This window comes from Kiritimatiellia bacterium (assembly GCA_025054615.1).
In the GTDB taxonomy this organism is placed as follows: Bacteria; Verrucomicrobiota; Kiritimatiellia; order CAIVKH01; family CAIVKH01; genus JANWZO01.
Window position 1 is genome coordinate 1 of the sequence record JANWZO010000015.1, and the last position, 24,985, is coordinate 24,985.

General features: G+C 58.2%; 23 protein-coding genes. 7 read left to right on the forward strand and 16 right to left on the reverse strand.

The features are described from left to right. The 13 genes from NZ740_07845 to NZ740_07905 all read right to left on the reverse strand — a co-directional run. A partial coding sequence (locus NZ740_07845) for a glycosyltransferase family 4 protein (protein ID MCS6771921.1) occupies nt 1-659 on the reverse strand: 659 nt, incomplete at its 3' end. 43 nt (nt 660-702) lie between these two features. Continuing rightward, on the reverse strand, nt 703-2,202 hold the full coding sequence (locus NZ740_07850) for an O-antigen ligase family protein (protein ID MCS6771922.1): 1,500 nt from the start codon (nt 2,200-2,202) through the stop codon (nt 703-705). A 59-nt stretch (nt 2,203-2,261) separates the two neighbouring features. Beyond that, entirely contained in the window at nt 2,262-3,755 is a 1,494-nt protein-coding gene (locus NZ740_07855; protein ID MCS6771923.1) for a hypothetical protein, read from the reverse strand. Then, complete coding sequence (locus NZ740_07860) at nt 3,752-4,804, reverse strand: glycosyltransferase family 4 protein (GenBank protein MCS6771924.1); 1,053 nt, start codon at nt 4,802-4,804, stop codon at nt 3,752-3,754. Before NZ740_07860 ends, NZ740_07855 begins: the two co-directional genes overlap by 4 nt. After that, the gene (locus NZ740_07865) at nt 4,797-4,931 is read right to left on the reverse strand and encodes a hypothetical protein (GenBank protein MCS6771925.1); all 135 of its coding nucleotides are present in this window, start codon (nt 4,929-4,931) and stop codon (nt 4,797-4,799) included. The genes NZ740_07860 and NZ740_07865 overlap by 8 nt, the downstream gene beginning before the upstream one ends. A gap of 883 nt (nt 4,932-5,814) precedes the next feature. Beyond that, the gene (locus NZ740_07870; GenBank protein MCS6771926.1) at nt 5,815-6,699 is read right to left on the reverse strand and encodes a glycosyltransferase family 2 protein; all 885 of its coding nucleotides are present in this window, start codon (nt 6,697-6,699) and stop codon (nt 5,815-5,817) included. 158 nt (nt 6,700-6,857) lie between these two features. After that, nucleotides 6,858-7,097 (reverse strand): hypothetical protein, encoded by a 240-nt coding sequence (locus NZ740_07875; protein MCS6771927.1) that lies wholly within the window; start codon nt 7,095-7,097, stop codon nt 6,858-6,860. Continuing rightward, nucleotides 7,090-8,619 carry an oligosaccharide flippase family protein gene (locus NZ740_07880; GenBank protein MCS6771928.1) on the reverse strand — a complete coding sequence of 510 codons (1,530 nt, stop codon included), beginning with the start codon at nt 8,617-8,619 and terminating at the stop codon, nt 7,090-7,092. The genes NZ740_07875 and NZ740_07880 overlap by 8 nt, the downstream gene beginning before the upstream one ends. Continuing rightward, nucleotides 8,616-9,386 carry a cephalosporin hydroxylase family protein gene (locus NZ740_07885; GenBank protein ID MCS6771929.1) on the reverse strand — a complete coding sequence of 257 codons (771 nt, stop codon included), beginning with the start codon at nt 9,384-9,386 and terminating at the stop codon, nt 8,616-8,618. Before NZ740_07885 ends, NZ740_07880 begins: the two co-directional genes overlap by 4 nt. Then, a complete protein-coding gene (locus NZ740_07890; GenBank protein MCS6771930.1) occupies nt 9,383-10,294 on the reverse strand; it encodes an NAD(P)-dependent oxidoreductase in 912 nt (303 codons plus the stop codon). The genes NZ740_07885 and NZ740_07890 overlap by 4 nt, the downstream gene beginning before the upstream one ends. Next, entirely contained in the window at nt 10,291-10,821 is a 531-nt protein-coding gene (gene rfbC / locus NZ740_07895) for a dTDP-4-dehydrorhamnose 3,5-epimerase (GenBank protein MCS6771931.1), read from the reverse strand. Before rfbC ends, NZ740_07890 begins: the two co-directional genes overlap by 4 nt. Next, nucleotides 10,818-12,053 (reverse strand): class I SAM-dependent methyltransferase, encoded by a 1,236-nt coding sequence (locus tag NZ740_07900; GenBank protein MCS6771932.1) that lies wholly within the window; start codon nt 12,051-12,053, stop codon nt 10,818-10,820. Before NZ740_07900 ends, rfbC begins: the two co-directional genes overlap by 4 nt. Beyond that, entirely contained in the window at nt 12,050-13,474 is a 1,425-nt protein-coding gene (locus tag NZ740_07905) for a DUF362 domain-containing protein (GenBank protein MCS6771933.1), read from the reverse strand. The genes NZ740_07900 and NZ740_07905 overlap by 4 nt, the downstream gene beginning before the upstream one ends. 143 nt (nt 13,475-13,617) lie before the next feature. On the opposite strand from NZ740_07905, the gene NZ740_07910 reads away from it, so the two are divergent. The 7 genes from NZ740_07910 (at nt 13,618) to NZ740_07940 (ending at nt 21,454) form a co-directional block, all read left to right on the forward strand. Further along, the gene (locus NZ740_07910; protein ID MCS6771934.1) at nt 13,618-14,187 is read left to right on the forward strand and encodes an HAD family hydrolase; all 570 of its coding nucleotides are present in this window, start codon (nt 13,618-13,620) and stop codon (nt 14,185-14,187) included. 72 nt (nt 14,188-14,259) lie between these two features. Further along, on the forward strand, nt 14,260-15,285 hold the full coding sequence (locus tag NZ740_07915) for a glycosyltransferase family 4 protein (protein MCS6771935.1): 1,026 nt from the start codon (nt 14,260-14,262) through the stop codon (nt 15,283-15,285). Nucleotides 15,286-15,381: 96 nt separating this feature from the next. Next, the gene (locus NZ740_07920; GenBank protein MCS6771936.1) at nt 15,382-16,362 is read left to right on the forward strand and encodes an exosortase/archaeosortase family protein; all 981 of its coding nucleotides are present in this window, start codon (nt 15,382-15,384) and stop codon (nt 16,360-16,362) included. After that, nucleotides 16,317-17,066, forward strand: a complete 750-nt coding sequence (locus NZ740_07925; GenBank protein ID MCS6771937.1) for an exosortase-associated EpsI family protein — start codon at nt 16,317-16,319, stop codon at nt 17,064-17,066. Before NZ740_07920 ends, NZ740_07925 begins: the two co-directional genes overlap by 46 nt. Before the next feature lie 69 nt (nt 17,067-17,135). Beyond that, nucleotides 17,136-18,107: an SDR family oxidoreductase gene (locus NZ740_07930; protein ID MCS6771938.1), complete on the forward strand. Its 972-nt coding sequence runs from the start codon at nt 17,136-17,138 to the stop codon at nt 18,105-18,107. Nucleotides 18,108-18,322: 215 nt separating this feature from the next. Beyond that, a complete protein-coding gene (locus NZ740_07935; protein ID MCS6771939.1) occupies nt 18,323-20,833 on the forward strand; it encodes a glycogen/starch/alpha-glucan phosphorylase in 2,511 nt (836 codons plus the stop codon). A gap of 3 nt (nt 20,834-20,836) precedes the next feature. Then, entirely contained in the window at nt 20,837-21,454 is a 618-nt protein-coding gene (locus NZ740_07940; GenBank protein MCS6771940.1) for an exonuclease domain-containing protein, read from the forward strand. 250 nt (nt 21,455-21,704) lie between these two features. Here the strand turns inward: NZ740_07940 and NZ740_07945 are convergent, their stop codons facing one another. From NZ740_07945 to NZ740_07955, 3 genes are all read right to left on the reverse strand, one after another. Next, nucleotides 21,705-23,690, reverse strand: coding sequence for a hypothetical protein (locus tag NZ740_07945; GenBank protein MCS6771941.1), 1,986 nt, complete (start codon nt 23,688-23,690; stop codon nt 21,705-21,707). 70 nt (nt 23,691-23,760) lie between these two features. Beyond that, entirely contained in the window at nt 23,761-24,330 is a 570-nt protein-coding gene (locus NZ740_07950) for a hypothetical protein (protein ID MCS6771942.1), read from the reverse strand. Nucleotides 24,331-24,370: 40 nt separating this feature from the next. Continuing rightward, nucleotides 24,371-24,970 (reverse strand): PEP-CTERM sorting domain-containing protein, encoded by a 600-nt coding sequence (locus tag NZ740_07955; protein ID MCS6771943.1) that lies wholly within the window; start codon nt 24,968-24,970, stop codon nt 24,371-24,373. Nucleotides 24,971-24,985: the final 15 nt, after the last annotated feature.

Here is a 24,985-nt window from a genome sequence, read left to right on the forward strand (position 1 = left end):
AGGACCGTTTCGGGGTCTTTAATCCTATTGAGTGAACCGATGCAAAGGGCGATCGGCTCGCGATACGTCGGTCGGTTCTCCAGAAAAGCCGTGTCCATGGCATGTGGGATCAGCGCGATCATACAGCGCGGGTTATGTCCGCGAGCCCAGTCTCGCGCGAACGTGGTTTCGGCCACCAGCGCGTCAGCGTCGAACAGAGCGCGGCGCTCATCCCGCAGATAGGCCCGCAGACGGAAGGGCAAAATATCGCGAAATTCTGAAGTTTTTTCGATAATACCCTGAATGAACACGACGGATGGATAGGCCTGTCGAATGGCAAGGCGCGCGCAACCGCCTTCCACGCCAAACCCGATCACGAGGTCCGGAGGGTCGGCGCGGAGTTCACGTGCAATTCGAATCGCGCCGGGAATGTAACCATGCAACGGATCTGTCCGGATAGGTTCGCGTTTCGGAACAAAGACGTATGTGACCTCGTCTGCCCGGACTTCGTGGCGACGCGTCACGGCGCGGCTGTCCACCAGCACGCGGACGTTCACCTGACCGCTCCGGGCCAGTGCGGTTGCAAGCGCGCGCACCCAGGGCGCCGGATGTTCCGTGTGATAACGGGGCCGGAGCTCGGCCAGCGGCAGCAGGGCGGAGGCCGGATAAGGCGCGATCATCGCGACTTTTAGAGGTGGGCAGTGGCTGTCCATGTGGTGCCGTTCAACTGATAATTACCCGGCGAAAATTGCCGGTTTCCACAGATTGAGGAGGACCAGAGGATGGCGAGCGGTTTGAATTCAATATGGCATGCATCATCATCAGATTGACAAACATCGCCGGAAACGATTCGCGGACATCGCCAAAAATGAGGTAATAAGAGAGGACGCCGAATATATGATTCGCCAGCAGAAATAGGTAGGCTCTTCGCGCAACTCCGCCGCCAATAAGAAGCCGACGGCTGCGGAACATTTCAACACACGTCAAAACCATAAAGAGAGAGCCGAATAGGAACCCGAACAATCCGGTGTCCAACAACAGGGAGAGGGGTCCGCTGTGATAATTGTGTCCCACAAACGATGACAATACCCAATCGGACCGCACGCTCGGGGAAAACAACTCGTTGGGATTGATGGTGAATCCCTTGCCAATCAGCAGATATTGAGGCACCTCATTCCACGCCAATTCCCATACCAGCAGGCGGGTCGTTGTCGAAAGGTTCGCTTCCAATTTGATCACGAACGGAATGTTGATGTTAGGCAACCAGGAGATGGCCCGCTGAATTGAACTCGGCAAATTTGGGGCGGCCACATACAGACCGGCAATCGATATTATCAGAATCGCAATGCCGAACCAAAATCGCCCCCATCGGATACGGTCACCTTCAATCATCCCGACAGTGAAGAGCATCGCCACGACATATAACAACCTCGCTCGAAATCCGGAAAGCCCCGCCATGATCGCCGAGGCGGCGATGAGGAGGCCAAAAAGCAATTTGGATGCCGGCGTGGAACGATCAACCAAGATAAAGGTGATCATCAGGAGGGAGGCAGAAACGCCACCGAGCGCATGGAAGCGGGCGGCTCCCCCGGTGTCTAGAGCCTCCAGCGATTGAATGAGTCCGCCGATATACGGCTCGATAAACAAATACTGATGGTAAATCTGGCCCCCGCTCAGAAGGAACACCACCTGAGCCACGGCGGGCAACAGGCTGAACGCCAACATCATGTAAAGCGCACGACGAAGAAGGTGTTCCGAAAGCGAAATTGATTTTGCCGCCAGAAGCAGTCCACCCGTAATGAAAAGCTTCAGGTAGCTCATCCCCCCCCACGATTCCGCGCCAAATGCGCGAAATCCAAATCCGCGGACATAGGCCGTCATTGCAAGCACGCCTAAAAACATGAGCAAAAACAGGTCCGACCACGTCCGCTTGCGGGCGAGCTCTTTACGAATGGAGCCACGGGCAATCAGCGTCGCCAGCAGGCCTGCCATCAGAATGTGGGCGACATGCAGCCCTGTCGGCAAGCCCGGGATAATAAGCTGGCTATGGACGATTCCGATCACCAGGGCCAGCCAAAGATCCGGACGGCCGACTAAAAAAACAACGAGCGGTGCGAGAACAAGTGCCAGATGAACTAGATAGCCGCGCGTTGAGAAGCCGTACGCCGCGATTGCCACCACAATCGCAACAGCCACGATGGAAAGGATTGCCTGGGGAAGCATGCGCGCCGACCCTGGTTGACCTACCGAAACACTGCGATCATTAGGCTCATCATTCGGCTTCAGAATGTGGCGAAAATTTTCCTCCGGCGCGATCGCTGTGCTGCCACTTTTTCGACCTCGACCGAGTTCAATATCGATTGCATTAGCGACAAGTTTATAAGGATCGGGGGAAGGGACTCACGCACGTCACCAAATACGATGTAAAAACTAATAACGCTGTAGATGTGGTTGGCCAGTAAAAAAACGTATGCCCGCCTGATCAGCGGGAATTCTTTCACATCCGGCAAAAACCGTGCGAAGTAAATACAGGAAGAAACCAGAAAAAGCGTGCCAAACACAAATCCCGGAATACCGGTGCACACCAGCAGGGATAGAGGGCCATTGTGAAAATTGTGGCTGAGATAAGAGAAGAGCACCCAGTCTGCAATAACGCTCGGCGACTGAAGCTCAATCGGATTTATCGCAAATCCTTTGCCGATCCATAAGTATCGGGGCACGTCATTCCAGGCCATCTCCCATACGATCTGACGATTCATCGTCGACATGGTGGCTTCCAGTCGTATGTGCCAAGGAATTTCAATTCCCGGCAGCCATGAAAACGCCCGCTGGACCGAACCTGGCAGGATCGGTGAGAGCAGGTAAATCGATGGGGTGAGGAGCGCTAGGAATACAACCACCGGCCAGAGACGTCGGAATCGGATCTCACCGTCCCTCAACAACTCCAACACCGCCAGCATGAACAACATGTACAGAATTCGTCCGCGAAAGCCCGACAAAGCGGAAAAGGTCACGCAGATCAGCGCTACACCCAGGTATAATGCACGACTTATGATTGATCGCCTTTCAATAAGAATCGCACCGATCATGAACATCGTGAACGAAACCTGCCCCAACATGTGCAAACGAACGGGACCACCGGTTTCCAGCGCCTGAAGCGACGACACCAATCCGCCGACATAAGCCTCGAGAAACAAATATTGCTGATAAATTTTGCCTCCGCTGAGTAGAAAGACAATCTGGCCGATCGCGGGCAGCAGGCTCATCGCCAGCATGAAGTAGATTGCGCGAACCAACTGTCTTTCGGAAAGTTCCAAGGCCTTTGTCAGCAGGAAAAAACTTCCGACGATCCACAGTCGGATATAACTCATCCCTCCCCACGTCTCAGCTCCTAGCGCTCTTAGACCCAACCCCCTCACAGCCGCCGTCACGATCAAAACGCCCATAAACGCGATGAGAAAAAAATCGGTCGCGCCCCTGCGCCGTCCCAAACCGATTTTTTCGATCGCAAGCCGACCGGCCTGCAGGCCGACCATGCCGGCCATCAGCGCATGAACCACCTGCAAACCCTGCGGCAACCCGGGAAAAATCAACCCGCTTTGGGAAAATGCGTAGATCCATATCATCCAGACTGCCGGGTGGTTGATCAGATAGATGAGAACCGGCACCGCGATCAACGCAAGGTGGATGGCATATGCTCCGCTCGCAAACCCATAGGCCGCGATCAGCACCACGACGAGAACCGCCAGGGTCGATACAACAAATTGCGGAATCATGCTTTCGCTTTGTCTAGAGATCGATACAGAGTCCGATGACGGTCGGCGAGGCGCGGCCAGTCACACCGTTCAACTGCGCGAGCCCGCGCGGCGCGTCCGAGTTGGATACGACGCACTTCATCCCCCACCAACGCGCGAATCGCGGAAACCGCCGACTCTGCAGATCCGAGACGAATATACACCGCGGCATCGCCCGCGTACTCCCGTGTGGCCGTAAGGTCGGTAAGTACCATCGGACAACCAGTGGCGAGAGCTTCGAGAAGGGCGTCATTGCCCATATCATTGTGAAGCGGGAGGAAGAAGAGTGTCGCACGCCGATAGAGAGCAAGCAGCGCCTCATCGGAGATTCCGTGCAAAAATCGCACGTTCGCGCGCGACGAACCAAGCAGGCGGGCGGCCTCAGCGAGTGTGTCGCGGTTCGCGACGACGACGAATTCCGCCTCCAACCCTTCGTCCGCGAGACGCCGGACGCTTTCCGCCCAGACCGCGTAGTCGCGCAGCCAGTCGCCGACCGTGAGTATCAAAGGGCGGCCCGGTGTCGTCGGTTCCGCGGGCGGTGTGAAGAAGGAACAGTCCACCCCGAGCGGAATGTACGTGGGGCGGGGAATTTTCGATGCGGACGCGAACGTCTCGACATCGCCGGTGGTTTGCACAATCACCGCGTGACAGGCTTCGAGCGCAGTCCTATACATCGCGCGCCGAGGGTTGCCGTCTTCTTCGAGAATGCGCTCCAGTGGTTGATTGCAGGTGGCAACAAGCCGGTGATCGCGCTTCCAGCGATGGTCGCGAAACATTGTCTTTTCGGAGAGATAGTGATGAATTACGCACGGCCTGTCGCTGCGGTAGTAGGGTAGTAGACGATACTCAGCGTAATACAACCAGCGCCAGTTGAGACTCCAATCAAGCCAGTGTGGCGTCCAGCGCGGCCGAGGAGGACTGACATCGATGACGATTGGGTCCGACAGCTCCCGCGCCAGCCCAAGAACCGCCGTGTGCAGCCCATGATGTCGGAACGAAAATCCGAAGAAAACAGCGCAAGGATCATTCACGGCGGAGTGTCTCCACATCCGCAGCTTTGAAATCAGCGAGGAAAAATGAGCGGCGCACAGGCCGGATCATGTAGCGATATGCGGTTCGCAACGCGGATTCGGAATCGGGAAACGTCAACCATCGCATGCCGGGCGGGGTCCATCCCGCGGCTGCACAAGCGCGCCACAGCCGATTGAAGGCCTCGCCTAGAAAGGGCCAAAGGAGTTTACGCGCGCTCCGACGTACACGCGCCGCAAGCGGCATGCGCTCTGCAGAATCTTCTTCGCGTGCACCTGGAATCATAGCCAAGAAATGCGCGCGGGCGGTGGAATCCTCGAAATGGAGCAGTTGTTGGCGCAGCTGTGCGTGGTAACGCGCGAGATCGAGCGGCGGGAAAACGCATTCCGAGCCATGCCGAAGGCGGTATTCTTGGATCTGGGTATTGACAGCAGGGCCGGCGATCTTCGGAATCAGAGATCTTCCTTTCAGGATGAGGCACCGTGACAAATGACTTTGGGAATCCGACCGCTCCGCGCTCGAGTATATGAGATCGGATGCACAACTATTGTTCAGCACCATCCCGAGTTTTACACTAAGTGCTTCAGTGTGTGAGACATAATTTTTCACCCCATCGGCTCTCATATCGTTGCTCCTCTCACCGCTGTGTAAATCGCTTGCTCTATCAACGAACTCAAATACGTGCACGCAGGTAAGCACCCGGCCTCATTACACCGAATTCGGAAGTTCGCATTCTATAGCCTAATTAGATGCCTGCTCTATTCTTGGAGTCTTCGCGACAAGAAACTGCAGCGGCACTTATTTGCAACATCTCTCATAGCGGTACGGATTCTAGACATCGCCCCCAATCTGTATCTATGAGATACTCATCGCCATAAGCGATCCACATCTCATTTCCTGGTCCATCTTCTCTCATATGGCCCTATTGAATCCCGCCTACTTGATCGAGTTGGATGTCCTTTTGCGGAACATTGGACCGCATTCCTTACCCCATGCATAGGAATTCGCATGTTTATGTATCTTTCGCTATCCCTGCGAGCGACTCTCGAAATATCCGATGCCGAATATGAAGCGCATGATACGCGGATAATACATTAAGCAGCGCAGCTGCTCGCGTTGGGCTATGTTTCCAAAATACATTCAGATGAGCGAGGATCATTTCACGATACATTTTCTTCAGCTTTTTTTTATCCGGTAATCGCCCAAAGCACCGGATCAAATATCTTCGAGTGTACTCCTGATGCGTGGCGCACGCGCTATCCGTCATGCGCGCCAGGCGAAGTGGCTCGTCCACGAATATAAACTCCCCGCGAAATGCAAGCTCCAAAAGCAGAACCACATCTGCCCCAATAACTGGGAGCATGAGTCCGGTGTCGGCGAGGACGCTTCTTCGAATGAGGCCATAAATTGGATTCGCATATCCCAATCCATACATTAGAACGATTGCTCGAGACTGAGCATCGCTTGTCCCGCGCGTATCAATTTGGTTTTCAAGCACGCGCCCAGTCACATTGTCCGTTTCATCGATCCAAAGCGCAGCGGTATGGCATAGGCAGGCTTCCTTCCGATTTTCCAGTTCCCCCACACACCGAGCTATACAGTCAGGGTGCATTAAATCGTGGCCTGATGCCCAACAGAAATAATCACCGCGAGACGCTTTAAATACGAAATTGAAGTTTGCAAGCGATCCGATGTTGTGATTGTGCGCGTAGACCTCGATGCGGGAGTCTTGTGCGGCATAATCACGCGCAATCTGAAGAGAGTTATCGGTGGACGCATTGTCCGCAATAATAATTTGGAGATTAGAATAGGTTTGAGCGCAGATCGATTCCAGCGTGCGTTTAAGATACCGTTCTTCGTTTCGAAGAGGGATGGCTATGCTAACTAGTTTATTCATGGTCAAATAATAGGCGGTATGTCTTCCTCGAGGATACCTTTAATCCATCTGATTTCGGTTGTGGGGTGTTATTCTTTATTATAATCTTTATGAGAATAAGAAACATACACAAACAACTTGAGATCAAATAATTCAGCCAGGATCAGAGTGATTGTTGTTCATAGCGGAGGCTCATTTCGATGTGTGGACCTCAAGCACGGCTCGGCACATTGAATGTAAGTCGCCTTGAATGTGGCGCAGAGAACGCACAGCGCGTCACGCGCGGAGGATTCGATCGAAGGGTAGGAGACCACCACACGGACACTGTCGGGTCGCCCCTCGGCGCAGGAGGCGAGCGCCGCGCGCATCTGCTCGGGTCGATTTCGCGTGGGAATTACGATGGCGTAATCGTTACTCATGCCGTCGCTTAACGAAGGATAATACGCGCTGCTTGGTTGCCGACCATCCCAGCGCGCCAATCATCAGGACAATAAATGCAGCCATTGCGAACGGCGCTCCAATCACAAGTCTCGAAAGAGGCGAATCGACGTTCAGCACGTGCGCCGCCGCGCGCGCGGCGAGCATGAGGCACGCTCCTGTAATCGAGCTCCATCCGAGCAAATGAAGATAACGTATCCACGCGAATCGATCAAGATGATGCCGAAAACTTGCAGTCGCGAGCAGGATGAGAGTCAGCCCGCAGTAAGCCAACCAGCTCGCGGCCGCACCAGCCAAGCCCCACGATGCTGTCAGGCCTGCCAAGGCGAATGGATACCACACCAGCGAAAAGGCGTTAATCCATGCGGGCCAATGGACAAACCCCTTCGCCACCATCAGGATGTAAAACACCGAGGCGTACGCTTGCGCGACGCAGCCGATGAGATAGATCGACATGACCGCGGCGCCCTCTCGGGCAATCTGATCATTTCGCGTCCAAAACCTCAAAACCTCGGGGGAGAAAAAACAAAGATAGAGTCCGAAGCTCATGCACAAGGCGGCAACGATTTTGGCGTTTCTAAGCACGTGCCGCGTGATCTCGGCGGGTTCCGCGGACGCCACAACCTTGCAGGTTTCGGGATAAATCGCCGTCAGAAAAGGCGTGTAGACGAGGCTCGCTAATTTTCCGCCAGCCGAACCTGCATTGTAAACGGCAAGCATCGTGGCGGGCACCCATTTGGCAAGCAGGATGCGATCCATTTGTGTGATCAGCACTCCCGTGCCCGAGGTCCAGATGAGGCCGGCCGACAAGCCCCACAGGCGCTTCAGCTCCGACCATTCGAAGCGGGGTCCGTTTTCCTCAGCGGGCAGTATCGAATGGGCAGCGATTCGTTGCGCGACCACCAGCGCAACCGACGCCGCCGCCTCTGCAGCGCACAGAACGGCTATATTCCGGGTCGCGATCGCAGCGGCGGCCCCGGCGGCAGCATGCACTAAGGAGCCCGCCACGGTCACGAGGTTGCCCAATACCTGCCGCTCCGAGCCTATGAAAATGGACTGATACAAACCATAGAGGAAATAGGCGGCAATCTTCAGGGCCAGGAAAGTTAGCGCGAGCGCGACTGTTGGAGCGTTGACTTGCTCCAATGTGACCCAATGGCGAGCGATCGCGCCGGAGGCAGACGCGATGACAGCTGCGCACATCAAGCCAATCGTTCCGTAGAGCACCTCAAATGTTCGAGTCAGGCGACGGCTCGTGGCGGCCTGCTTTGGATCCGCGAGGCGCCGAGCGAGTTCACGCTGGAGGGCCAGAGAGATCCCCTGAGAAAAAATCGCGAGCACCAATTGCAGCGCGGCGAAAAATCCGATCAATCCGTAGCTCTCCAAACCCAAGTAATGAATGTAAAGAGGAACCAGTAGAAACGAAAGCAGGGGCCCCGTCAGCTGGCCGATCGCATTCGCGAGGGTATTCGCAAGCAAGATTTTTCGTCGCTGCACCGTCATCGCAGCCTGCGAAGCCAGGCATCAGGCCAATGAGTCACATTGCGGCTTAGGCTGCTTTCATTGAACGGCCACGGCGGTTGTTCGAGTATGAATTCCGGATGCGCAGCCGCAAAATCGCGCGCCGCGCGGGCTGGATTGTCTTCCGCCCAACGGGGGTCTCCGCGTGGCACGTCCGTAAGCTCTTGCATGAAGCCATCGGTGGCCACAATGTAGGAGTCGCGCGTCACCAGCGGAGCGTAGGCGCGTAATTCCTCGAGTACATGTTGATAGCTGTGATTCGAGTCCAGAAAGACCATGACCGATTCCCCTGGATGAACGAGGGACCGAACGCGCCGAACAATATCCGGGTCGGTTGAGCTGCCTTCGATCAGGGTGATGAGGGGAAAAAGTTCGTGCGCTTCAAGAGCCTTCCGATTGTGCGGACGGATCTCAATGTCCACCCCGATCACGCGGCCCCGCCCCATCGCCTTGCAGAGCGAAGCGTAGAAAACGAGCGATCCCCCATGAGCGATTCCGGTCTCAATGATGACGTCCGGTTTTATGCGGTAGATAACCTCCTGTGTGCGCATCAGGTCATCCGGCAACTGGATGATGGGCCGCCCCATCCAAGCGAAGGTATAGGTGTATTTTTGGTTCCAATTTACCTTCAGCCAAAGCCGGCCAATATGGTCGAATGCCTCCTCTCCATACAGAGGAAGCGTGCGAGCCTGACCTTCGCCATCGATGATTCGCAGCGTTCCAGCCCGGGTATCGATCTCCATTTTCATTGGATTCGTTCCTTCCACCAGGCCATCGTGTCGCGCAACCCTTCCTTAAGAGATTGGACCGGCGACCAGCCGATTTGCCTCAATTTCGAATTGATGGCAACGATGCGCGGAGGGTCGAGCAGATTTTCCGGTCGTGCTCCCCAGCGAATGAGGTCGGACCGCCCCGTCAGCTCGGCAGCCATCTCCACCACCTGCCGCACCTCCGCCGCCTCTCCACTCCCGATATTCACGGGTCCTCGAAGATCCGATTCGACGACTGCCGCAACGGCCGCCGCGGCGTCTGAAATGTGAAGGAAATCCCGAACCTGGCGCCCCGAGGTCACTGGACATGGTTTCCCCGCGAGGAGATTCGCGAACAAATCGGAGACCAAACGATTCGCTGGCTCGAATGGGCCGTACAAGTAGAACAATCTGCACCAGGCGAAGGACATGCCCGTTTGGGCGGCCATTTGTTCCCCGAGCAGAAAGACGGATGCTTTGGCCGCTGCATAAAGCGTCGTAGGGCGCAGGGGCGTCTGTTCATCAAGGTCGCCAACCGACGTGTCATATTCGGCACAGGATCCGATTCCGACGAACCGCTGGATGCGCAAGCGCGCGGCCGCCTGCAGGAGTCGGATAGAAAACGAGAGACAGACCAGATTCTCCGGCGCCGTCAGGTAGCGGCCGGGCACGGCGTACCAGGCGGCATGCACGCAGGCGTCCATCCCGCGAATTGCGTCCTCGAGCATTGATTCGCTGGCAACTGCCAGATCAAGCGGCAGCCGCTCCACATCGGGGGCGAGGGCATTGAGCCGATCCGTCGGGTCGGCGGGCAGGTAAACCGCCCGAACCGCGTGCCCGCGCGCGAGCAATGCGCGCGCCAGATGGGCGCCGACAAAGCCTGAGGCACCCGTCACGAGAATTTTCATGGCGCAAAGTCTGGATACGACGCGTCCTTTTCGGACAGGAAGGGAAGCTCGGTGGGCCACTTGATGCCGAAGGCGGGGTCGTTCCATCGGACGCCGCGCGCCGCCTCCGGGCGATAGGCTTCTCCCATCTGATAGAAGACCTCACTATTATCCTCCAGCGTAAGAAAGCCGTGCGCGCACCCCGTCGGGATAAACAAGGCCCGCCGATTTTCGGCGGACAATTCGATGGCAACCCAGCGGCAATAAGTCGGAGAATCGCGCCGTAGGTCGAGCGCCACGTCCCAGATCCGCCCGCGCGTGCAGCGGACCAGTTTGGGCTCCTCATGCGGCGGGGCCTGGTAGTGCATGCCCCGCAGTGTATGGCGACTGCGGTTGAAGGAGATGTTGCATTGCACAAGTCGGGCGTCGAGCCCGTGCCGCGCGAATTCATCTCGGCACCACGTCCGCGCAAAAAAACCGCGGGGGTCTTCGCGCGGCTCAACGTCGACAATCCAGACGCCAGGTATGTGCGTCGGCGTGAAGATCATTCGAACACCAGTACATCCGGAATTGCGACAAAAAACTTGCCGCCCCAAGCCCGGATTCCCGCCATCTGCTGCATCACCTCATCCTTGAGGTTCCACGGCAGGATGAACAGGTAATCCGGTTTGTAATCAAAGATCCGATCGACGGGGTGAACCGGAATTCGCGTACCGGGCAGGTATAACCCCTGTTTGCGGGGGTTTTTGTCCACTGTGAACGCGATGAAATCCGTGCGTATGCCGCAATAGTTGAGCAGCGTGTTCCCCTTTGCTGGGGCTCCATAGCCCGCAATCTTCTTGCCCGCCCGCCGGGCCTCGATGAGAAAGGTCAGCAGATTTTGTTTGATGCGCTCCACCCGCTCGGCAAACCGCCGATAGGGCTCCAAAGTATTGAAGCCCGCGCGAATCTCTCGGTCGCGCAGCGCGCCCACGGAGGGCTGAGTCGGTTGGGCGGCGTTCTCCTCGTGGGTGACGAACAGGCGCAGGGAGCCGCCGTGGGTGCCGAGCTCCTGCACATCGAAAACCCGCAGACCATGCCGCGCGAGCGCAGCCTCCGCCGCTATGAATGAAAAATAGGAGAAATGCTCATGGTAGATGGTATCGAACTCATTGTGCTCGATCAGCCGTTCCAAGTGGGGGAATTCCAAGGTGATGACGCCGGTGGGTTTGAGCAGGATTTTGAAGCCGGCGATGAAGTCGTTGAGGTCCGGCACGTGCCCGAAGACGTTGTTACCGATGAGCAGGTCCGCATGAAGCCCCGATGCCGCCATGCTCTTCGCGGTTTCCGTTCCGAAAAATTTAACCAGCGTCGGTATGCCCTTGGCGAGTGCGGCCAGCGCAACATTCGCGGCGGGCTCAACGCCCAGCACGGGGATGCCTCGCTGCACAAAATATTGGAGCAGGTAGCCGTCGTTGCTTGCTAATTCGACCACTCGGCTCTCGCTGGTGATTCCAAAACGGGGTATCACCTCGTCCACGTACCGAGCGCAGTGATTGAGCCATGTCGTGGAGAAGGAGGAGAAGTAGGCGTAGTCGGTGAAAATGTTTTCAGGCCTGACAATCAGCGGAAGCTGCACGAGCCAGCAGCGGTGGCAGACCCGCACAGTCAACGGAAAAAAGGGCTCCATCTCGTCGAGCTGTTCCGGCTTCAGATAGCTGTTGGAGAGCGGAGAGGCCCCCAAATCAATAAACACATGGTGCAACGGCTCGCCGCACGAACGACAGGAATAAATTTTCATGCCCGGCACCTTTCTTCCGGAACAGATTCACAGTGGCCGCGCCAGCCCGAAGCGGGACGGAGAGCCCGAGGGGGAGCGACCCCGTCGGTAACCACCTCGATATCGGCCGGGCCGAACCCCGCCAGAGGGTGGGGCCGAGTGTCGAATGCGCGGCAAATGATCGGGATTCGGCGTGGATCCAGGCCCATGGCCGTTGTGACCGCCCAGTCGTGGGCCGCGGCGTTGAGTGCGGCCGTGACGAGCCCAAATGGAACAGGGTCCGGCCGAAGCGGGCCATCCCCCTCGCCGGCAATAATGCCGTCGCCGACATGTAGGGTCACGCGCTGGGGCATTTCGCGCAAGCGACCCTCGCGATCGGCATAAAGCAAAATCGTGTTCAGATCAAGGCACATGCGCCAGACTGTGTCATTCCCGTGCCACCCGCCCTCAACATTCGCAGGCAGCCCGCGAATCCGGTCGAACCATAAAATCTTGTAAGCGATCCGATTCATTACCCCGTACAGGTTGGGCTTGTCGAGCGCGTGTCGGTTCATCCAATCGAGCACATCCTCCAGCAGTGCCTTGGGCAGGGTGCGCCGTTCGTAGTTGTCCCCGCCGGAATCCGCAGCGCCCTTCCGGTGGTGCGGCAGGAATTCCTTGCTGCCGTTGATGCCAACGAGGTTCTTCAGCGCCAGGGTCACGCCCGCCTTCATGTGCGTCTTGACCTTCGGCACGTTGATCACGAGGTCGGCCTCCAGCACATCGCGAGCGATCAGATAGCGATGGCGTCCGGGCGCGTGGGCGACCGGAAGGTCATCCGGGTTGTACATGGTCACGCGGAATTTGGAGAAATCCGCGGAGATGGGTTCCAGAAGGCTCTCCGCTCCCAGATCTACTAGCCGGTACTCCTCCATGGGCCGCAAACGGGTTTGCACCCGAACCGAGTGCGATCCGCGCACGGTAATGGTCCGGCGGAAATCTTTCACTTCGATGGGGACGCCCTGGGTCCGGTACCACTCCGCGACTCGCTCGAATCCCAAGCCGAGAAGAGCATCGAACCGGCATACCTGCACCGGCGCGTCGCCAACCACGAGCATTGCGGGCCGCGCCCGCAGCGCGTAGTCAATGACCGCCCGCAAAATCGACGCATGCGTGATCAGGCAGTCCGTTCCGCCCGGCCCTTCGTTGGCATGCAGCACCCAGTTGGGCTTAATCACGATCCGAGAACCGGGCGGAACCAGCTCACCGATGGGATTCCAATCGGGTCGTCCCAACCGTTTCGCGTCCAGATTCAAATTCGCGAGCGCGCGCCGAACCGCCGCATACACCGGGTTGGGCGTCTTCCCCAACGGACCGTTGTATTCCGGATACGACTCGGATGGATTGTATGGCGCGGCGGAGATAGGTGGATAACCGAGCGCGCCGTCCTCTAGCCATACCATGGCCACCCGAGGATCCGATCGAGGGTCTGGAATGATGGAGTCCACTGAAAACCTTTAGTAAATCATCCCCGAAAACAGGATTGAAGCGCGGAATCAAACCTTGGGATTGCCCCCGAGATACAGGCCGCTACGCTACATGGGCCATGAAACACGGCAGAGGAACGCCCTGTGTCTTTTTCGACCGCGACGGAATCGTCAACCATCCGCCGGACGACGAAAAACGCTATGTTCTACATGAGGACGAATTCCACCTGCTGCCGGGCTTCACAGACGCGCTCCGCGTGGTGCTGGCAAAGGGCTACAAGGCCGTCATCGTCACGAATCAATCCGGCGTCGGACGCGGCCACATGACCCAAGCCGACCTCGACCGGATCCATTCGAAAATGCACGCCCTGCTCGCCGCGGAGGGTCTCGCCGTTCACGACGTCATCGAATGCACTTCCACCGACGACACGCATCCAAACCGCAAACCCAATCCTGGCATGCTCATTGAAGCCGCCCGCAAGCACAACCTGGACCTATCACGCTCCTGGATGATCGGCGATCAGGAGAAGGACGTGATTGCGGGCCGGCGCGCCGGAGTTGCCAAAACGGTTAAAGTCAAAGGCGGCCGCGCGCCGACCGACGCCGATTATCATCTTCAGTCGATGAACGAACTGGCGAAATTTCTCGCAGAACATCTCCCGCCAGCGGCGGCAGACAGTCGCACCTAAGATTCGATGACCCCCGCCGTCTTTTTCGGTTTCGCGTTTCGCCATCTCGGTCTGCACTCGTCGTTTCTGGCCATGAAGCGAGTGTTGAGCGACCAAATTGTTGTCGATGTCACTCCCCCAGAACTCGTATTCAGGCTGCCGAATCGTCTGCACACGGCCGTTTACTGGCGGTGGCTTTACTACTGCGAGTACGCCATCCGCCGCTTCTACTGGCGCTCCGAGCGTACGCTCGTGCACCACTTCCATTCCGAAAATACGATGTTGCGGGATGACCGCTGGAAAAGACACCACTTGCTGGTGGCTACCGTACACCAACCCTTTGAAGAGCTGCTTCGACCGGTCCCTGGTCACCCATCGCGCCCGAAGTTTCTCAACGCTCTCCGCGCGTGCGATGCCGTCATTGCGCTCTCCGAATGCGAGCGGCCGGTTATCGATCAATTTTTGGGCGACCGCCGCACCGTCGCGATCCCCCAGGGAGTCGATTGCGCCTTTTTCCGCCCTCCGACATTTCCGCGGGCGCATGTGGAGCCCCCGCGAGTGCTCACCGTAGGGAATTGGCTTCGCGATTATGACACCTGGTGTGAGACAGCGAAGATCGTTTTAGACCGCCATCCGACGGTCCGCTTCGCGGTGGTCGCAAACGCTGAAAATCATAGGCTAATACGCACACGGCTCGCGGAACGCCTGTCTCGCATCGAGCTGCACCACGGGATTTCGGATGATGAGTTGGTCAACCTGTATTGGAACAGCCGGATGGTTTTCCTACCGTTGCGACACGCCGTCATGAACAATGCCGTGCTGGAATCGCTTGCAACGGGCACGCCGCTGGTTGCCACCGACATTCCATCAGTCCGAGAATATGCCGGCCCCGCCGGCATCTACGTGCCCCGTAACGACGCTGAAAGCGCGGCCGAGTCAATCCTTGCGCTACTCGGCGAAACCGAAGAGCTGGAAACCCGCTCCGCCCAAGCCCGCGAACGCGCTGTTTCTCGCTATGATTGGCCCATCATCGCAGACCTCCATCGCCAACTGTACCGTCGTCTGTATGGCGAAAGCAGCGATTCACTGAGCCAAAGAGGAGCAGCCATCGGGGCGTGAATCGCCTCCGCCTCTCCGTGAAAGGAAGGTTGACCCTTGTTGAGGGCTGCGGCCGGGTTGACCCTCCGGCGGGCCGTGTGTACCTTTCTGTTGCTCATGAACGATCCGATTTTGATCGAAAAGTGGAGACTGGCGCGCCTTTCCAAGCAAACCCTCATACAGCTGGCGCTAACGTCGGTCATTATCGGGCTCGCCTTTCTGCTATTTCATTTCCAAGGGAACACCACTGACGTCCGCGCCTTTGGCCGATCGGCGATTCTTTGGATGGTCGAGCGGTGGGACGATGACGACGGCACCGGCGATTATTCGCATGGCTGGCTGATCCCTTTCGTCAGCGCCGCAATTGTCTGGCTGAAGAGGAAGGAACTCGCGGCGGCTCCCAAATCGGTTAGCTACATCGGGTTGGCGGTGGTTGTCCTCGCGCTGCTATTTCACTGGTTGGGCGCCAAAGCCCAACAAACCCGCCTTTCCCTGTTTGGACTTGTCCTGTTGATCTGGGGAATCCCGTTCTACTTTTATGGGTGGCGGGTCGCGAAAATCCTGATTTTCCCCTGCGCCTATCTCACATTCTGCATTCCGCTCAACTTCCTCGATAGCGTCACTTTTCCGCTCCGGATTTTCGCCACCATTGTGTCAACGGCCCTGCTCAACGGGCTCGGCATCGCGGCGGAAAGGTCCGGCTCCGCCATATACTCCGCGGCGGCCGGCGGGTTCAGCTTTGACGTCGCGGACCCCTGCAGCGGGATCCGTTCGCTGTTAGCCCTAACCGCGCTTACGGCGGTCTACGCCTATTTCACGCAAAAAACGCTCCTCAAAAAGTGGCTCCTCTTTCTCTCGGCCATCCCGCTGGCCATTATCGGCAACATTGCCCGAATCGTCGTCGTAGCGATCGTCGCCGAGGCATTTGGGGAAGAGCTGGCATTGGGGCTGTTCCATGACTACTCGGGCTATGTCGTCTTCTCGGTCGCCATTGGGCTAATGCTCGGCGTGAGCGCACTTCTGAACATGGATCTGAGGGAGATGCGGGAACGATGGAAACAAGTCCTCTTAAGCCCTACTTCGTCGTCATCGGCCTGATGGCGCTGACTTCGCTTGCGTTGGCGTACACCGTCGACGTGAACCTCTCCGATGAGGCCGGCGTCCGCGTATATCTGCCTGATCGCGTCGGCGAGTGGACTGGCGACGAGCTGCGATTTTGCCAGAATCCGAGTTGCCAAGCGACTGTCTTTCTGAGCCAGGTCCCGGAATCGGGCACATGCCCCAAATGCGGCGGCCGGCTTCACACCATGTCCAAGATAGAGGCCGACCTTCTGCCCTCAGATACGGAGGTCTTGAAGAAGCAGTACAGGTCGCCAAAGGGCGAAGTAGTCATGGCATCGATCGTGATGAGCGGTCGCGAGCGGGCCAGCATCCATCGACCCCAAACCTGCCTGGTCGGGCAGGGCAATGAAATTGTCCATAGCAGCGTCCTCGAGGTCCCCATGGAGGGACGAGACCCGTTGGATGTGATGGTGCTCGACATGCTTCACCGGCGCCGTCTGCCGGACGGCCGGTATCATTCCCACGAGAGCTATTACGCTTACTGGTTCGTGGGCAAAGGGCGCGAAACGCCGTATCATATCACCCGCATGATCTGGATGGCGTCGGACCGCATTTTTCACAATCGCGCGCACCGGTGGGCCTACATCTCCGTTTCCGGAAACCGCGACAGCTCGGGCGCCTATAAACAGCAGATCGCCGCATTTGTGCGGGACCTTTACCCCCAGATGGTTATCCATTGAGGGGGCGTTCCCGCCCGAAACGTTGCACCGCTTGACAATCGGGCTTCGCCTTCATACATCCGCCGAAATATGTCCCAACCAGCCCACGACTCGAAGCCCGTCTCCGTCATCACCGGCGGGGCCGGCTTCCTCGGATCTCACCTGACCGACCTGTTGCTCGCCCATGGGCACCGCGTGATTTGCCTCGACAACCTCATCACGGGAAACCTCGACAATATCGCCCACCTTCGGGCAAACCCCGATTACGAATTTATCCAGCACGACGTCACCGAATACATTCACATCCCCGGTCGCGTTGATTACGTCTGGCATTTCGCCTCGCCGGCGAGCCCCATCGACTATCTCGAGCTTCCGATCCAGACGCTGAAGGTCGGTGCGCTCGGCACCCACAAAACGCTCGGCCTGGCCCGAGCCAAAAAAGCTCGCTATCTGCTTGCTTCCACTTCGGAGTGCTACGGTGATCCCCTCGTCCACCCTCAGCCGGAGACCTACTGGGGAAACGTCAATCCCATCGGGCCCCGCGGCGTGTACGACGAGGCCAAGCGATTTGCCGAAGCCATGACGATGGCGTATCACCGCTACCACAAGCTCGACACACGCATCGTCCGCATATTCAACACCTACGGACCCCGCATGCGCCCGAAAGACGGACGCGTCGTCCCGGCCTTCATCACCGAGGCGCTCAAAGGCGAACCCATCACCGTATTCGGCGATGGTCGTCAGACGCGCAGCTTTTGCTACGTCTCCGATTTGATCGACGGGGTCTACCGACTCATGATGAGCGATTTCGTCGAGCCGGTGAATATTGGAAACCCCCGCGAAATGACCGTCCTTGATTTCGCCCACGAAATCAAACGGCTGTGCAACAGCTCGTCGCCGATCGTGCATAAGCCACTGCCGGTGGACGACCCGAAAATCCGCCAGCCCGACATCCGCCGGGCTCGCACGATCCTCAATTGGGAGCCCAAGGTCGATCTCACCGACGGCCTCCTGCGCACGATCGCCTACTTCCGCGACCTTATCGACCGCGGTAAACTGTAGCCGGCATCGCTTCTGAATACAGGCCGAATCCGCCGCCGAGCTCCGCAGAGGGTACTCAGTCAACATCGCCCAAGATAACCGCGTGTTTTAAAAAGATGTTGCGGCCACATAACTCCTCGGAAAGAATGTTTGGGATGGGTTAGTATAACCAGCGCGGAGGGGTGAGCGTTCGCATCCCAGTCCAGCGCGCAAAAACGTTTTGATGGATATCCGTTATGGCGAACCAAAGCACATCCCTTTCGAACACCAAAATCTCGGCGAAAGCCATCCGCGACCGAATGCTGTTCCACCTGATCTATACGCGTTGCAAGGATTGGCGCAGCGCGACGGATTACGACAAGGAGATCGCCTTCGCTTATGCCATCCGCGAGCTCGCGATGGATCGCATGATCGCCACCCAGCGCGCTTACATCGACCACGACGTGAAGCGAGTCTACTACCTATCGATGGAGTTCCTTCTCGGCCGGCTCCTCGAAAATAACATCGCCGCGCTGGGCGTCACGGAAGCCGCGCGGACAGCGCTCCGCGAACTAGACATCGATTTCGACACCCTCGTCACCCAAGAGGTGGATGCCGGGCTCGGCAACGGTGGCCTCGGTCGGCTGGCCGCCTGCTTCCTCGATTCGCTCGCCTCCATGGAATACCCCGGCTACGGATACGGTCTGCGCTACGAGCACGGCCTGTTCCGCCAGGAATTCGAAAACGGTTGGCAGAAGGAGCGGCCTGACGACTGGCTGAAGTACGGAAACCCTTGGGAAATGGTTCGTCCGGAGTACACCGTCCCCGTGCTCGTGTATGGCCGCATTGAACACGTCCCCACCGTGGGTGGCGGCCGGAAACCCGTCTGGGTCGATTGGCAGATGCTCGAGGGCGTTCCCTACGACATGCCCGTCATCGGATTTGGCGTCAACACCGTCAACGTCCTGCGCCTGTGGAGTTCCCGCGCCACCGAAAGCTTCCGCCTCGACGTTTTCAATCAGGGCGAATACGTCCGCGCGGTGGAGGAGAAGAACTGGGCCGAGACGATTACCAAGGTTCTCTACCCGTCCGACGCCACCCACGCCGGAAAGGAGCTGCGCCTCATTCAGGAATACTTCCTCGTCACCTGCACCATCCGTGACATCATCCGGCGCTACCGCAAAAACCATTCTTCATGGGACGCTTTCGCGGAAAAGAATGCCATCCAGCTCAACGACACTCATCCGGCCCTCGCCGTGGCGGAGCTCATGCGCTATTTCCTCGATGAAACTGACCTGCCCTGGGAAAAGGCGTGGGACATCACGGTCAAAACCATGGGCTACACCAACCACACGCTTCTCCCAGAAGCCCTGGAAAAATGGCCGGTCTCCCTCATGGAGCGCGTCCTGCCCCGTCACCTCCAGATCATCTACGAAATCAACCACCGCTTCCTCCAGCAGGTCCATCTCCGTTGGCCCGGAGACATTGACCGTGTGCGCCGTATGTCCCTCATCGAAGAGGGAGAAAATAGACAGGTCCGAATGGCCCACCTTGCGATGGTCGGCAGCCATTCCATCAACGGCGTGTCCGCCCTGCACACGGACCTGCTGAAGCGCTACACCGTCGCGGATTTCGCCGCGATGTTCCCCGAACGTTTCAATAACAAAACCAACGGCATCACCCATCGCAGATGGTTGCTGGTCTGCAACCCGGGTCTCGCGCAACTGATCACCAGCCGCATCGGCGACGGCTGGATCCGAAACCTCGACGAGATCCGCAAGCTCGAGCCGTTCGCCAACGACCCCGAGTTCCGCGAAGAATTTTTGCGCGTCAAACGCCAGAACAAGGAACGGCTGGCCGGCGTCGTCCAAGACCTGGTGGGCGAATGGATCGACCCCTCGTCCATGTACGACGTACAGATCAAGCGCCTGCACGAATACAAGCGGCAACTCCTCAACGCGATGCACATCATCTACCTGTACCATCGCATCAAGGACGACCCGAACATCGACATCACGCCGCGGACCTTCATCTTCGGTGCCAAGGCCGCCCCGAGCTACTACATGGCCAAACTGATCATCAAACTGATCAATTCGCTCGGCCGCGCGATCAACAACGACCCGAACGTCGCCGATCGACTCAAGGTCGTCTTCCTGCCAGACTACGGCGTATCCCTCGCCGAGCTGATCATTCCTGCCGCCGATCTCTCCGAGCAGATCTCCACCGCCGGCAAGGAGGCCTCCGGAACCGGCAACATGAAGCTCGCCCTCAATGGCGCCCTCACCATCGGCACCTTGGACGGCGCAAACATCGAAATCGCCGAGGAGGTCGGCGCCGAAAACATCTTCATCTTCGGCCACAAAACCCATGAGCTCATCGAGCTCCGCAAACATTACAACCCCTGGGACTGGTATCACCGCAACCCTGCCCTTCGGCGTGTCATCGACGCCATCCGCGACAACGAATTCGTGCCCGAAGAGGGCCCCATCTTCCGGGATATCTATCGTGCCCTCATGGAGCGCGGGGACGAATATTTCCATCTGGCCGACTTCGACATGTATGTCCAATGCCAGGCCGAGGTCTCGCGCGTCTTCAACGACCCCCATGAATGGGCCCGCCGCGCCATTCTCAACGTCGCCCGCATGAACAAGTTCTCCAGCGACCGGACCATCCGCGAATACGCCACTCAAATTTGGAACCTCACGCCGTGCCCCATCACCCTGCCCGAGGGGAATCCGCTGGAGAACTTCGGGCCTCAACACGCCTGACGCATGCGCGAGCGCGCTTACCGCAGCACCGCCTACATCTGGTTCGACGCGGAATACTCCTCTCTCGACCTCGAGTCCGCCGTTTTTTTGCAGATCGCCGCCGTCGCGACCGATCCCGACCTGGAGCGCCTCTTCCCGCCGGATGACGACCTGCGGCTCTTCATCCGCCTCGATCCCGGTAGGAACGTGAGCCCCTGGCTCGAGGAAAACGCGCCCCAATTGCTCGAGATCTGCCGCTCCCAACTCGCCGTCTGCATCGAGGAGGCCGACGCCCGGCTCGCCGCCCTGGTCTCTCGCATCAACGTTCCCGGCGGCGAAGAAAAGCGGCGGCCCATCCTCGCGGGAAACAGCATCCACGCCGATTGGCGCCTCGCCTGCAAATACCTGCCCCGATTCGTTTCCCTCCTCCACTACCGCCACCTCGACGTCACCGCCCTGAAACTTCAATGGCAGGACTGGCGGCAGGGCCCGGAATTCGACAAGGACGACATCGAGCTCGTCCGCAGCTTCCTGCCGGGGCCCAAGCACCTTCTCGATGGACGTCGGCACGACGCCTACTACGACGTCCTCGCCTCCATCGCCGAACTCAACTATTACCGGCACCAGTTCCTCGCCCGCTAGCCTCAACTGCTCATTTCGGGCCTCCTGACGGCTCCCCGATCAGTAGGCTAAGAGCCGCGGAGATCCATCGCCTGTCACAAAATTCCATCGCATGTAAAAAATTGCGGGGCGGCTTCCATCGCATGGAATTTCCAGGGCATGGAAAAAATCTCTCGATGCAAAAATCTCTCGATGCCAAAGCGCATCTCCGGGAAAACCGATCGAACGGCAGGCCAGATCGCCCGACGCCGCAAACCCCTTGCCATGGATTTTAGAAAAACGTGATGGATTGGATCTCGAGGACGAGCGGGCCGGGTCCGTTGGCATCCGCAGGCAGATAAAGGTCTACTGATTGCAACGCCTGCAGGTCGATGCGCCGGTTTCCCCGCTGGTTGCCATAGTGCTCATGGACGTCGAGCTCGTCCCATTCCCACCGCACGGCATTATCGCCGGCCGTCAACGACCGGGCATACGAAACATAGACCTCCCCGTCCGCCCCATCGCGCCCCGCATACGCCTGTTCGCCGACGGGGCCGGCGCCGGTTTCCACCAGTTGCAGGCGACACGACGCCGAGCGCGAGGCTTGGATGCGCATCTCCACGCCGCGTCGGCCCAACAGAGAAAAGCAATTGGTGTCCGCTACGTCAGCGGCCGTGCGCGGAGGGACAAGCGAAATCCCGCCGCCCCACCCCGCAGGATCCGGATCGAAGCGAATCAGGATGCGCCCCCCGCCGGTGGCCACATCGAATCGCGTCGTTGATTTATCATCGAACCAAGGACGCAGGGAGCACGCGCTGGCCGGCGTCTGAACCGGCTCCCGCGCCGGCGAATCCGGAATGCGAATCGGCCGGTAAATGGCGAGTGGAGACAGATCCGCCCCTTGATTCAGGCGGTCGCGGCGGGGCTTGCGGCGGTGGAGCCGCTCCATCGCACCGACCAGTTCGAGGTAGGGCTGGTCGTTCAGATCCACAAGGCCGTAGTTCGAATTCTCGCCGTCAAAGCGCCCGCCGGGCGGCTGATCTGCCCAACAAAACCAGTGCCAACCGACGACCGCCGGGTGGCGCGACGCAGCGCCAACATACGCCTCGTATCGCGCCGCCCGATCGCGCTGCGTGGGCACCGTAACCGGGGCGCCCTGCGTGTTTTTGCAGCCCGATCGATTCTCATCCGCTCGCCACGAAAATTCCGTAATCAGGATGGGTTTTCTCGTCAGCGCATGAAGCGCATCGAAGTATGCGGCCTGAAATTCGCCTGCCGGCTGATAGTCATTGAAGCTGATCACGTCAGCATATCGGCCGCATGCCGCCAGAACTGAAGGATAGACACGCCCCGCGAACCGCACGCCGAGATTGAGCGAGCCGGGCGGCGCATGGCGTCGGAAGACCTCATCACTCAACTGGAAGTATCGGTCGGCGACCACACCGGCCCAGGCTTCCACGATCGCAGCCGCAGCCGGACGGCGTTTCCGAAGCCGGATTTCGGGAGCCGTTCGAATTTCCGCGAACGAGGTCGCGTGCGTCTCCCAGTCTCGCAGAAAAAGGCGAAAATCGTTCGAGTACGTCGCGCGGAGCCATTCCGCAAGGACAGCGCGCCCGGGAGCGCCTGGCGACAGTTCCAAATAGCGGTCGAGCAACGAGCGACCTCCCGCAACCGGCCATCCCGCTTCGCCATACCAAGGCAGTTCGTTGTTCAGGAAGAAGCCGATGACGTCCCGTCGATCTCGCCATGGCGCCAACTGCTCGGCGGCCATTCGGTCCATCTCCGCGGCATATTGGGGCGCCCATACGTCAACCAACCGCATGTCCGGCTGACCGCGATAGCCACCCAGCCACAGGCAGGGGGTGTGCCAGAATACGCCCGGATTTTCGAATGCCGCATCGGACCAGGCACCCAGCGTATTGAAGCCCCACGCCGACAAGCGGTCCAACGTTGACCGCCGCCAGGCGGCCTCATCACCGCCGTGGGCCGCCGGACCGTCATAGGCCAGCGGATAGCGAATGCCCCCGCGCGTGTAATCCAACTCAACCGGAATGACGGCGCAGACCCCGACCGATCGGAAAAGCTTCTCTCCGTGCGCAAACCACAATGCGCCTTCGCGCTCCACGACGCGAACCTTCACATCCGGCGCCTCCGCGACCTCACGCGGAACCATGTCAATTCTTCGGCAGGCGGTCATCGCGGGGGCGAGGACGACGACGGAGAGCGCGAGGGGCACGACATGAGCCAGCCAGAGATGGACACGAAACAAAAACGGCATGTGAAACAAGGCGCGGCGGACGGCCGCCGATTCGAGGGCGGCTCGTCCGCCGCTGTATGGAGGTATCGGATTATGGAATTACCAGTTCAACTCGCTTAATGAAGAGATGGATCGGTGCCTGAATCTCAAAATTTCCCTGAATCTCCCATCCCTCCAATCCACCCTCCATAAAATCCGGCACACCATTCGCACGATTATTGATCAGATCCGATGCGGCAATCGGAATGTCGATGGTCTGGAAGTCATTTTCAACCAATCGGGTGGCCGGGATGCGATACACATGGTGTTCAACACCCTCCGGATCCCTGTCTTTCAAAACAATATTGAATCCCGACGCTTTATTTTGGGGACCCAGCCGGGCTATCACGCGAATAAAGGCAGATGGCGGTAGCACTGCCTTTTGATTCAGAGATGAACCCGCGCCTCCCTCGTCCGTAGCAGGTGGACTTATTTCCATCACCTGATTGACGAATTGAATAGCGCCAGGATTTTCCCATGTGCCGTATCGATACTTTATTCCCTTTCCTTTATCCCCCGACAAAAGAACGTGAACGCCTGAAGCAGCGTTCGCGAGCGGCAGCTCAGCTATGGCTGCTAGCCCTACGCAACTCAGAATGAGTCTCCTCCAATTCATATTCATAACCACCCTATGCAATCACCTCAACAGGCCCTCGTTTCTACTAGCCGGTTGTGGTACGACGGATAAGTCCCAGAATGACAGCTCCCGCGGAGAGCAGCAACAAGGTTCCAGGCTCTGGGACCAACCGAAGATCTTCGAATTCGAACGCGAAGCGGTCTGAGCTTGAGAAATCGCCTTGGACCTGAAATTCATTCAGTCCCACGTTTAAGAAATCCGGATTGCCATTGGTAAATGTCGGCGAGTTCAGCGGAATTGAGGAGGTCGTAAACGTCGACGAGTTAAATAGCGTCGCCGGGAAATAGTAGCCCCACAGATCCGTTGGACTGGTCTGAATAATCACGTTGAACCCGCTGGCCGCATTGCCGGGTGCGATGCGCGCCGAAACTCGAACCTCGTATTGCGAGGGATCGAACGTGACCGGGCTGCTCAATGTGACCCCGGCACCGCCGGATTCCGTCGCCGGACCTGCAATCCGCACATACGTCGGAAACAACGTTTCTACGCCGCTCAACGGGTTCCATGAACCATAAGCCCATTGGAACCCGACGTTGTCGAAATCAGACAAGATGATATGAGTTGCCCGAACTGTCCCAATGGATAGGGCAAGGCTCGTCAACAGAAACAATGCACATTTTTTCATGTCATTCCTCCGCAT

Excerpts from the sequence above, each read along its gene's own strand:
- NZ740_07850 (MCS6771922.1), bottom strand. The coding sequence starts at position 2,202 with ATGCTTCCCCAGGCAATCCTTTCCATCGTGGCTGTTGCGATTGTGGTG.
- NZ740_07855 (MCS6771923.1), bottom strand. The coding sequence starts at position 3,755 with ATGATTCCGCAATTTGTTGTATCGACCCTGGCGGTTCTCGTCGTGGTG.
- NZ740_07865 (MCS6771925.1), bottom strand. The coding sequence starts at position 4,931 with ATGCGATGGTTGACGTTTCCCGATTCCGAATCCGCGTTGCGAACCGCA.
- NZ740_07870 (MCS6771926.1), bottom strand. The coding sequence starts at position 6,699 with ATGAATAAACTAGTTAGCATAGCCATCCCTCTTCGAAACGAAGAACGG.
- NZ740_07875 (MCS6771927.1), bottom strand. The coding sequence starts at position 7,097 with ATGAGTAACGATTACGCCATCGTAATTCCCACGCGAAATCGACCCGAG.
- NZ740_07880 (MCS6771928.1), bottom strand. The coding sequence starts at position 8,619 with ATGACGGTGCAGCGACGAAAAATCTTGCTTGCGAATACCCTCGCGAAT.
- NZ740_07885 (MCS6771929.1), bottom strand. The coding sequence starts at position 9,386 with ATGAAAATGGAGATCGATACCCGGGCTGGAACGCTGCGAATCATCGAT.
- NZ740_07890 (MCS6771930.1), bottom strand. The coding sequence starts at position 10,294 with ATGAAAATTCTCGTGACGGGTGCCTCAGGCTTTGTCGGCGCCCATCTG.
- rfbC (MCS6771931.1), bottom strand. The coding sequence starts at position 10,821 with ATGATCTTCACGCCGACGCACATACCTGGCGTCTGGATTGTCGACGTT.
- NZ740_07900 (MCS6771932.1), bottom strand. The coding sequence starts at position 12,053 with ATGAAAATTTATTCCTGTCGTTCGTGCGGCGAGCCGTTGCACCATGTG.
- NZ740_07905 (MCS6771933.1), bottom strand. The coding sequence starts at position 13,474 with ATGGTATGGCTAGAGGACGGCGCGCTCGGTTATCCACCTATCTCCGCC.
- NZ740_07910 (MCS6771934.1), top strand. The coding sequence starts at position 13,618 with ATGAAACACGGCAGAGGAACGCCCTGTGTCTTTTTCGACCGCGACGGA.
- NZ740_07915 (MCS6771935.1), top strand. The coding sequence starts at position 14,260 with ATGAAGCGAGTGTTGAGCGACCAAATTGTTGTCGATGTCACTCCCCCA.
- NZ740_07920 (MCS6771936.1), top strand. The coding sequence starts at position 15,382 with ATGAACGATCCGATTTTGATCGAAAAGTGGAGACTGGCGCGCCTTTCC.
- NZ740_07925 (MCS6771937.1), top strand. The coding sequence starts at position 16,317 with ATGGAAACAAGTCCTCTTAAGCCCTACTTCGTCGTCATCGGCCTGATG.
- NZ740_07930 (MCS6771938.1), top strand. The coding sequence starts at position 17,136 with ATGTCCCAACCAGCCCACGACTCGAAGCCCGTCTCCGTCATCACCGGC.
- NZ740_07935 (MCS6771939.1), top strand. The coding sequence starts at position 18,323 with ATGGCGAACCAAAGCACATCCCTTTCGAACACCAAAATCTCGGCGAAA.
- NZ740_07940 (MCS6771940.1), top strand. The coding sequence starts at position 20,837 with ATGCGCGAGCGCGCTTACCGCAGCACCGCCTACATCTGGTTCGACGCG.
- NZ740_07945 (MCS6771941.1), bottom strand. The coding sequence starts at position 23,690 with ATGCCGTTTTTGTTTCGTGTCCATCTCTGGCTGGCTCATGTCGTGCCC.
- NZ740_07950 (MCS6771942.1), bottom strand. The coding sequence starts at position 24,330 with ATGAATATGAATTGGAGGAGACTCATTCTGAGTTGCGTAGGGCTAGCA.
- NZ740_07955 (MCS6771943.1), bottom strand. The coding sequence starts at position 24,970 with ATGAAAAAATGTGCATTGTTTCTGTTGACGAGCCTTGCCCTATCCATT.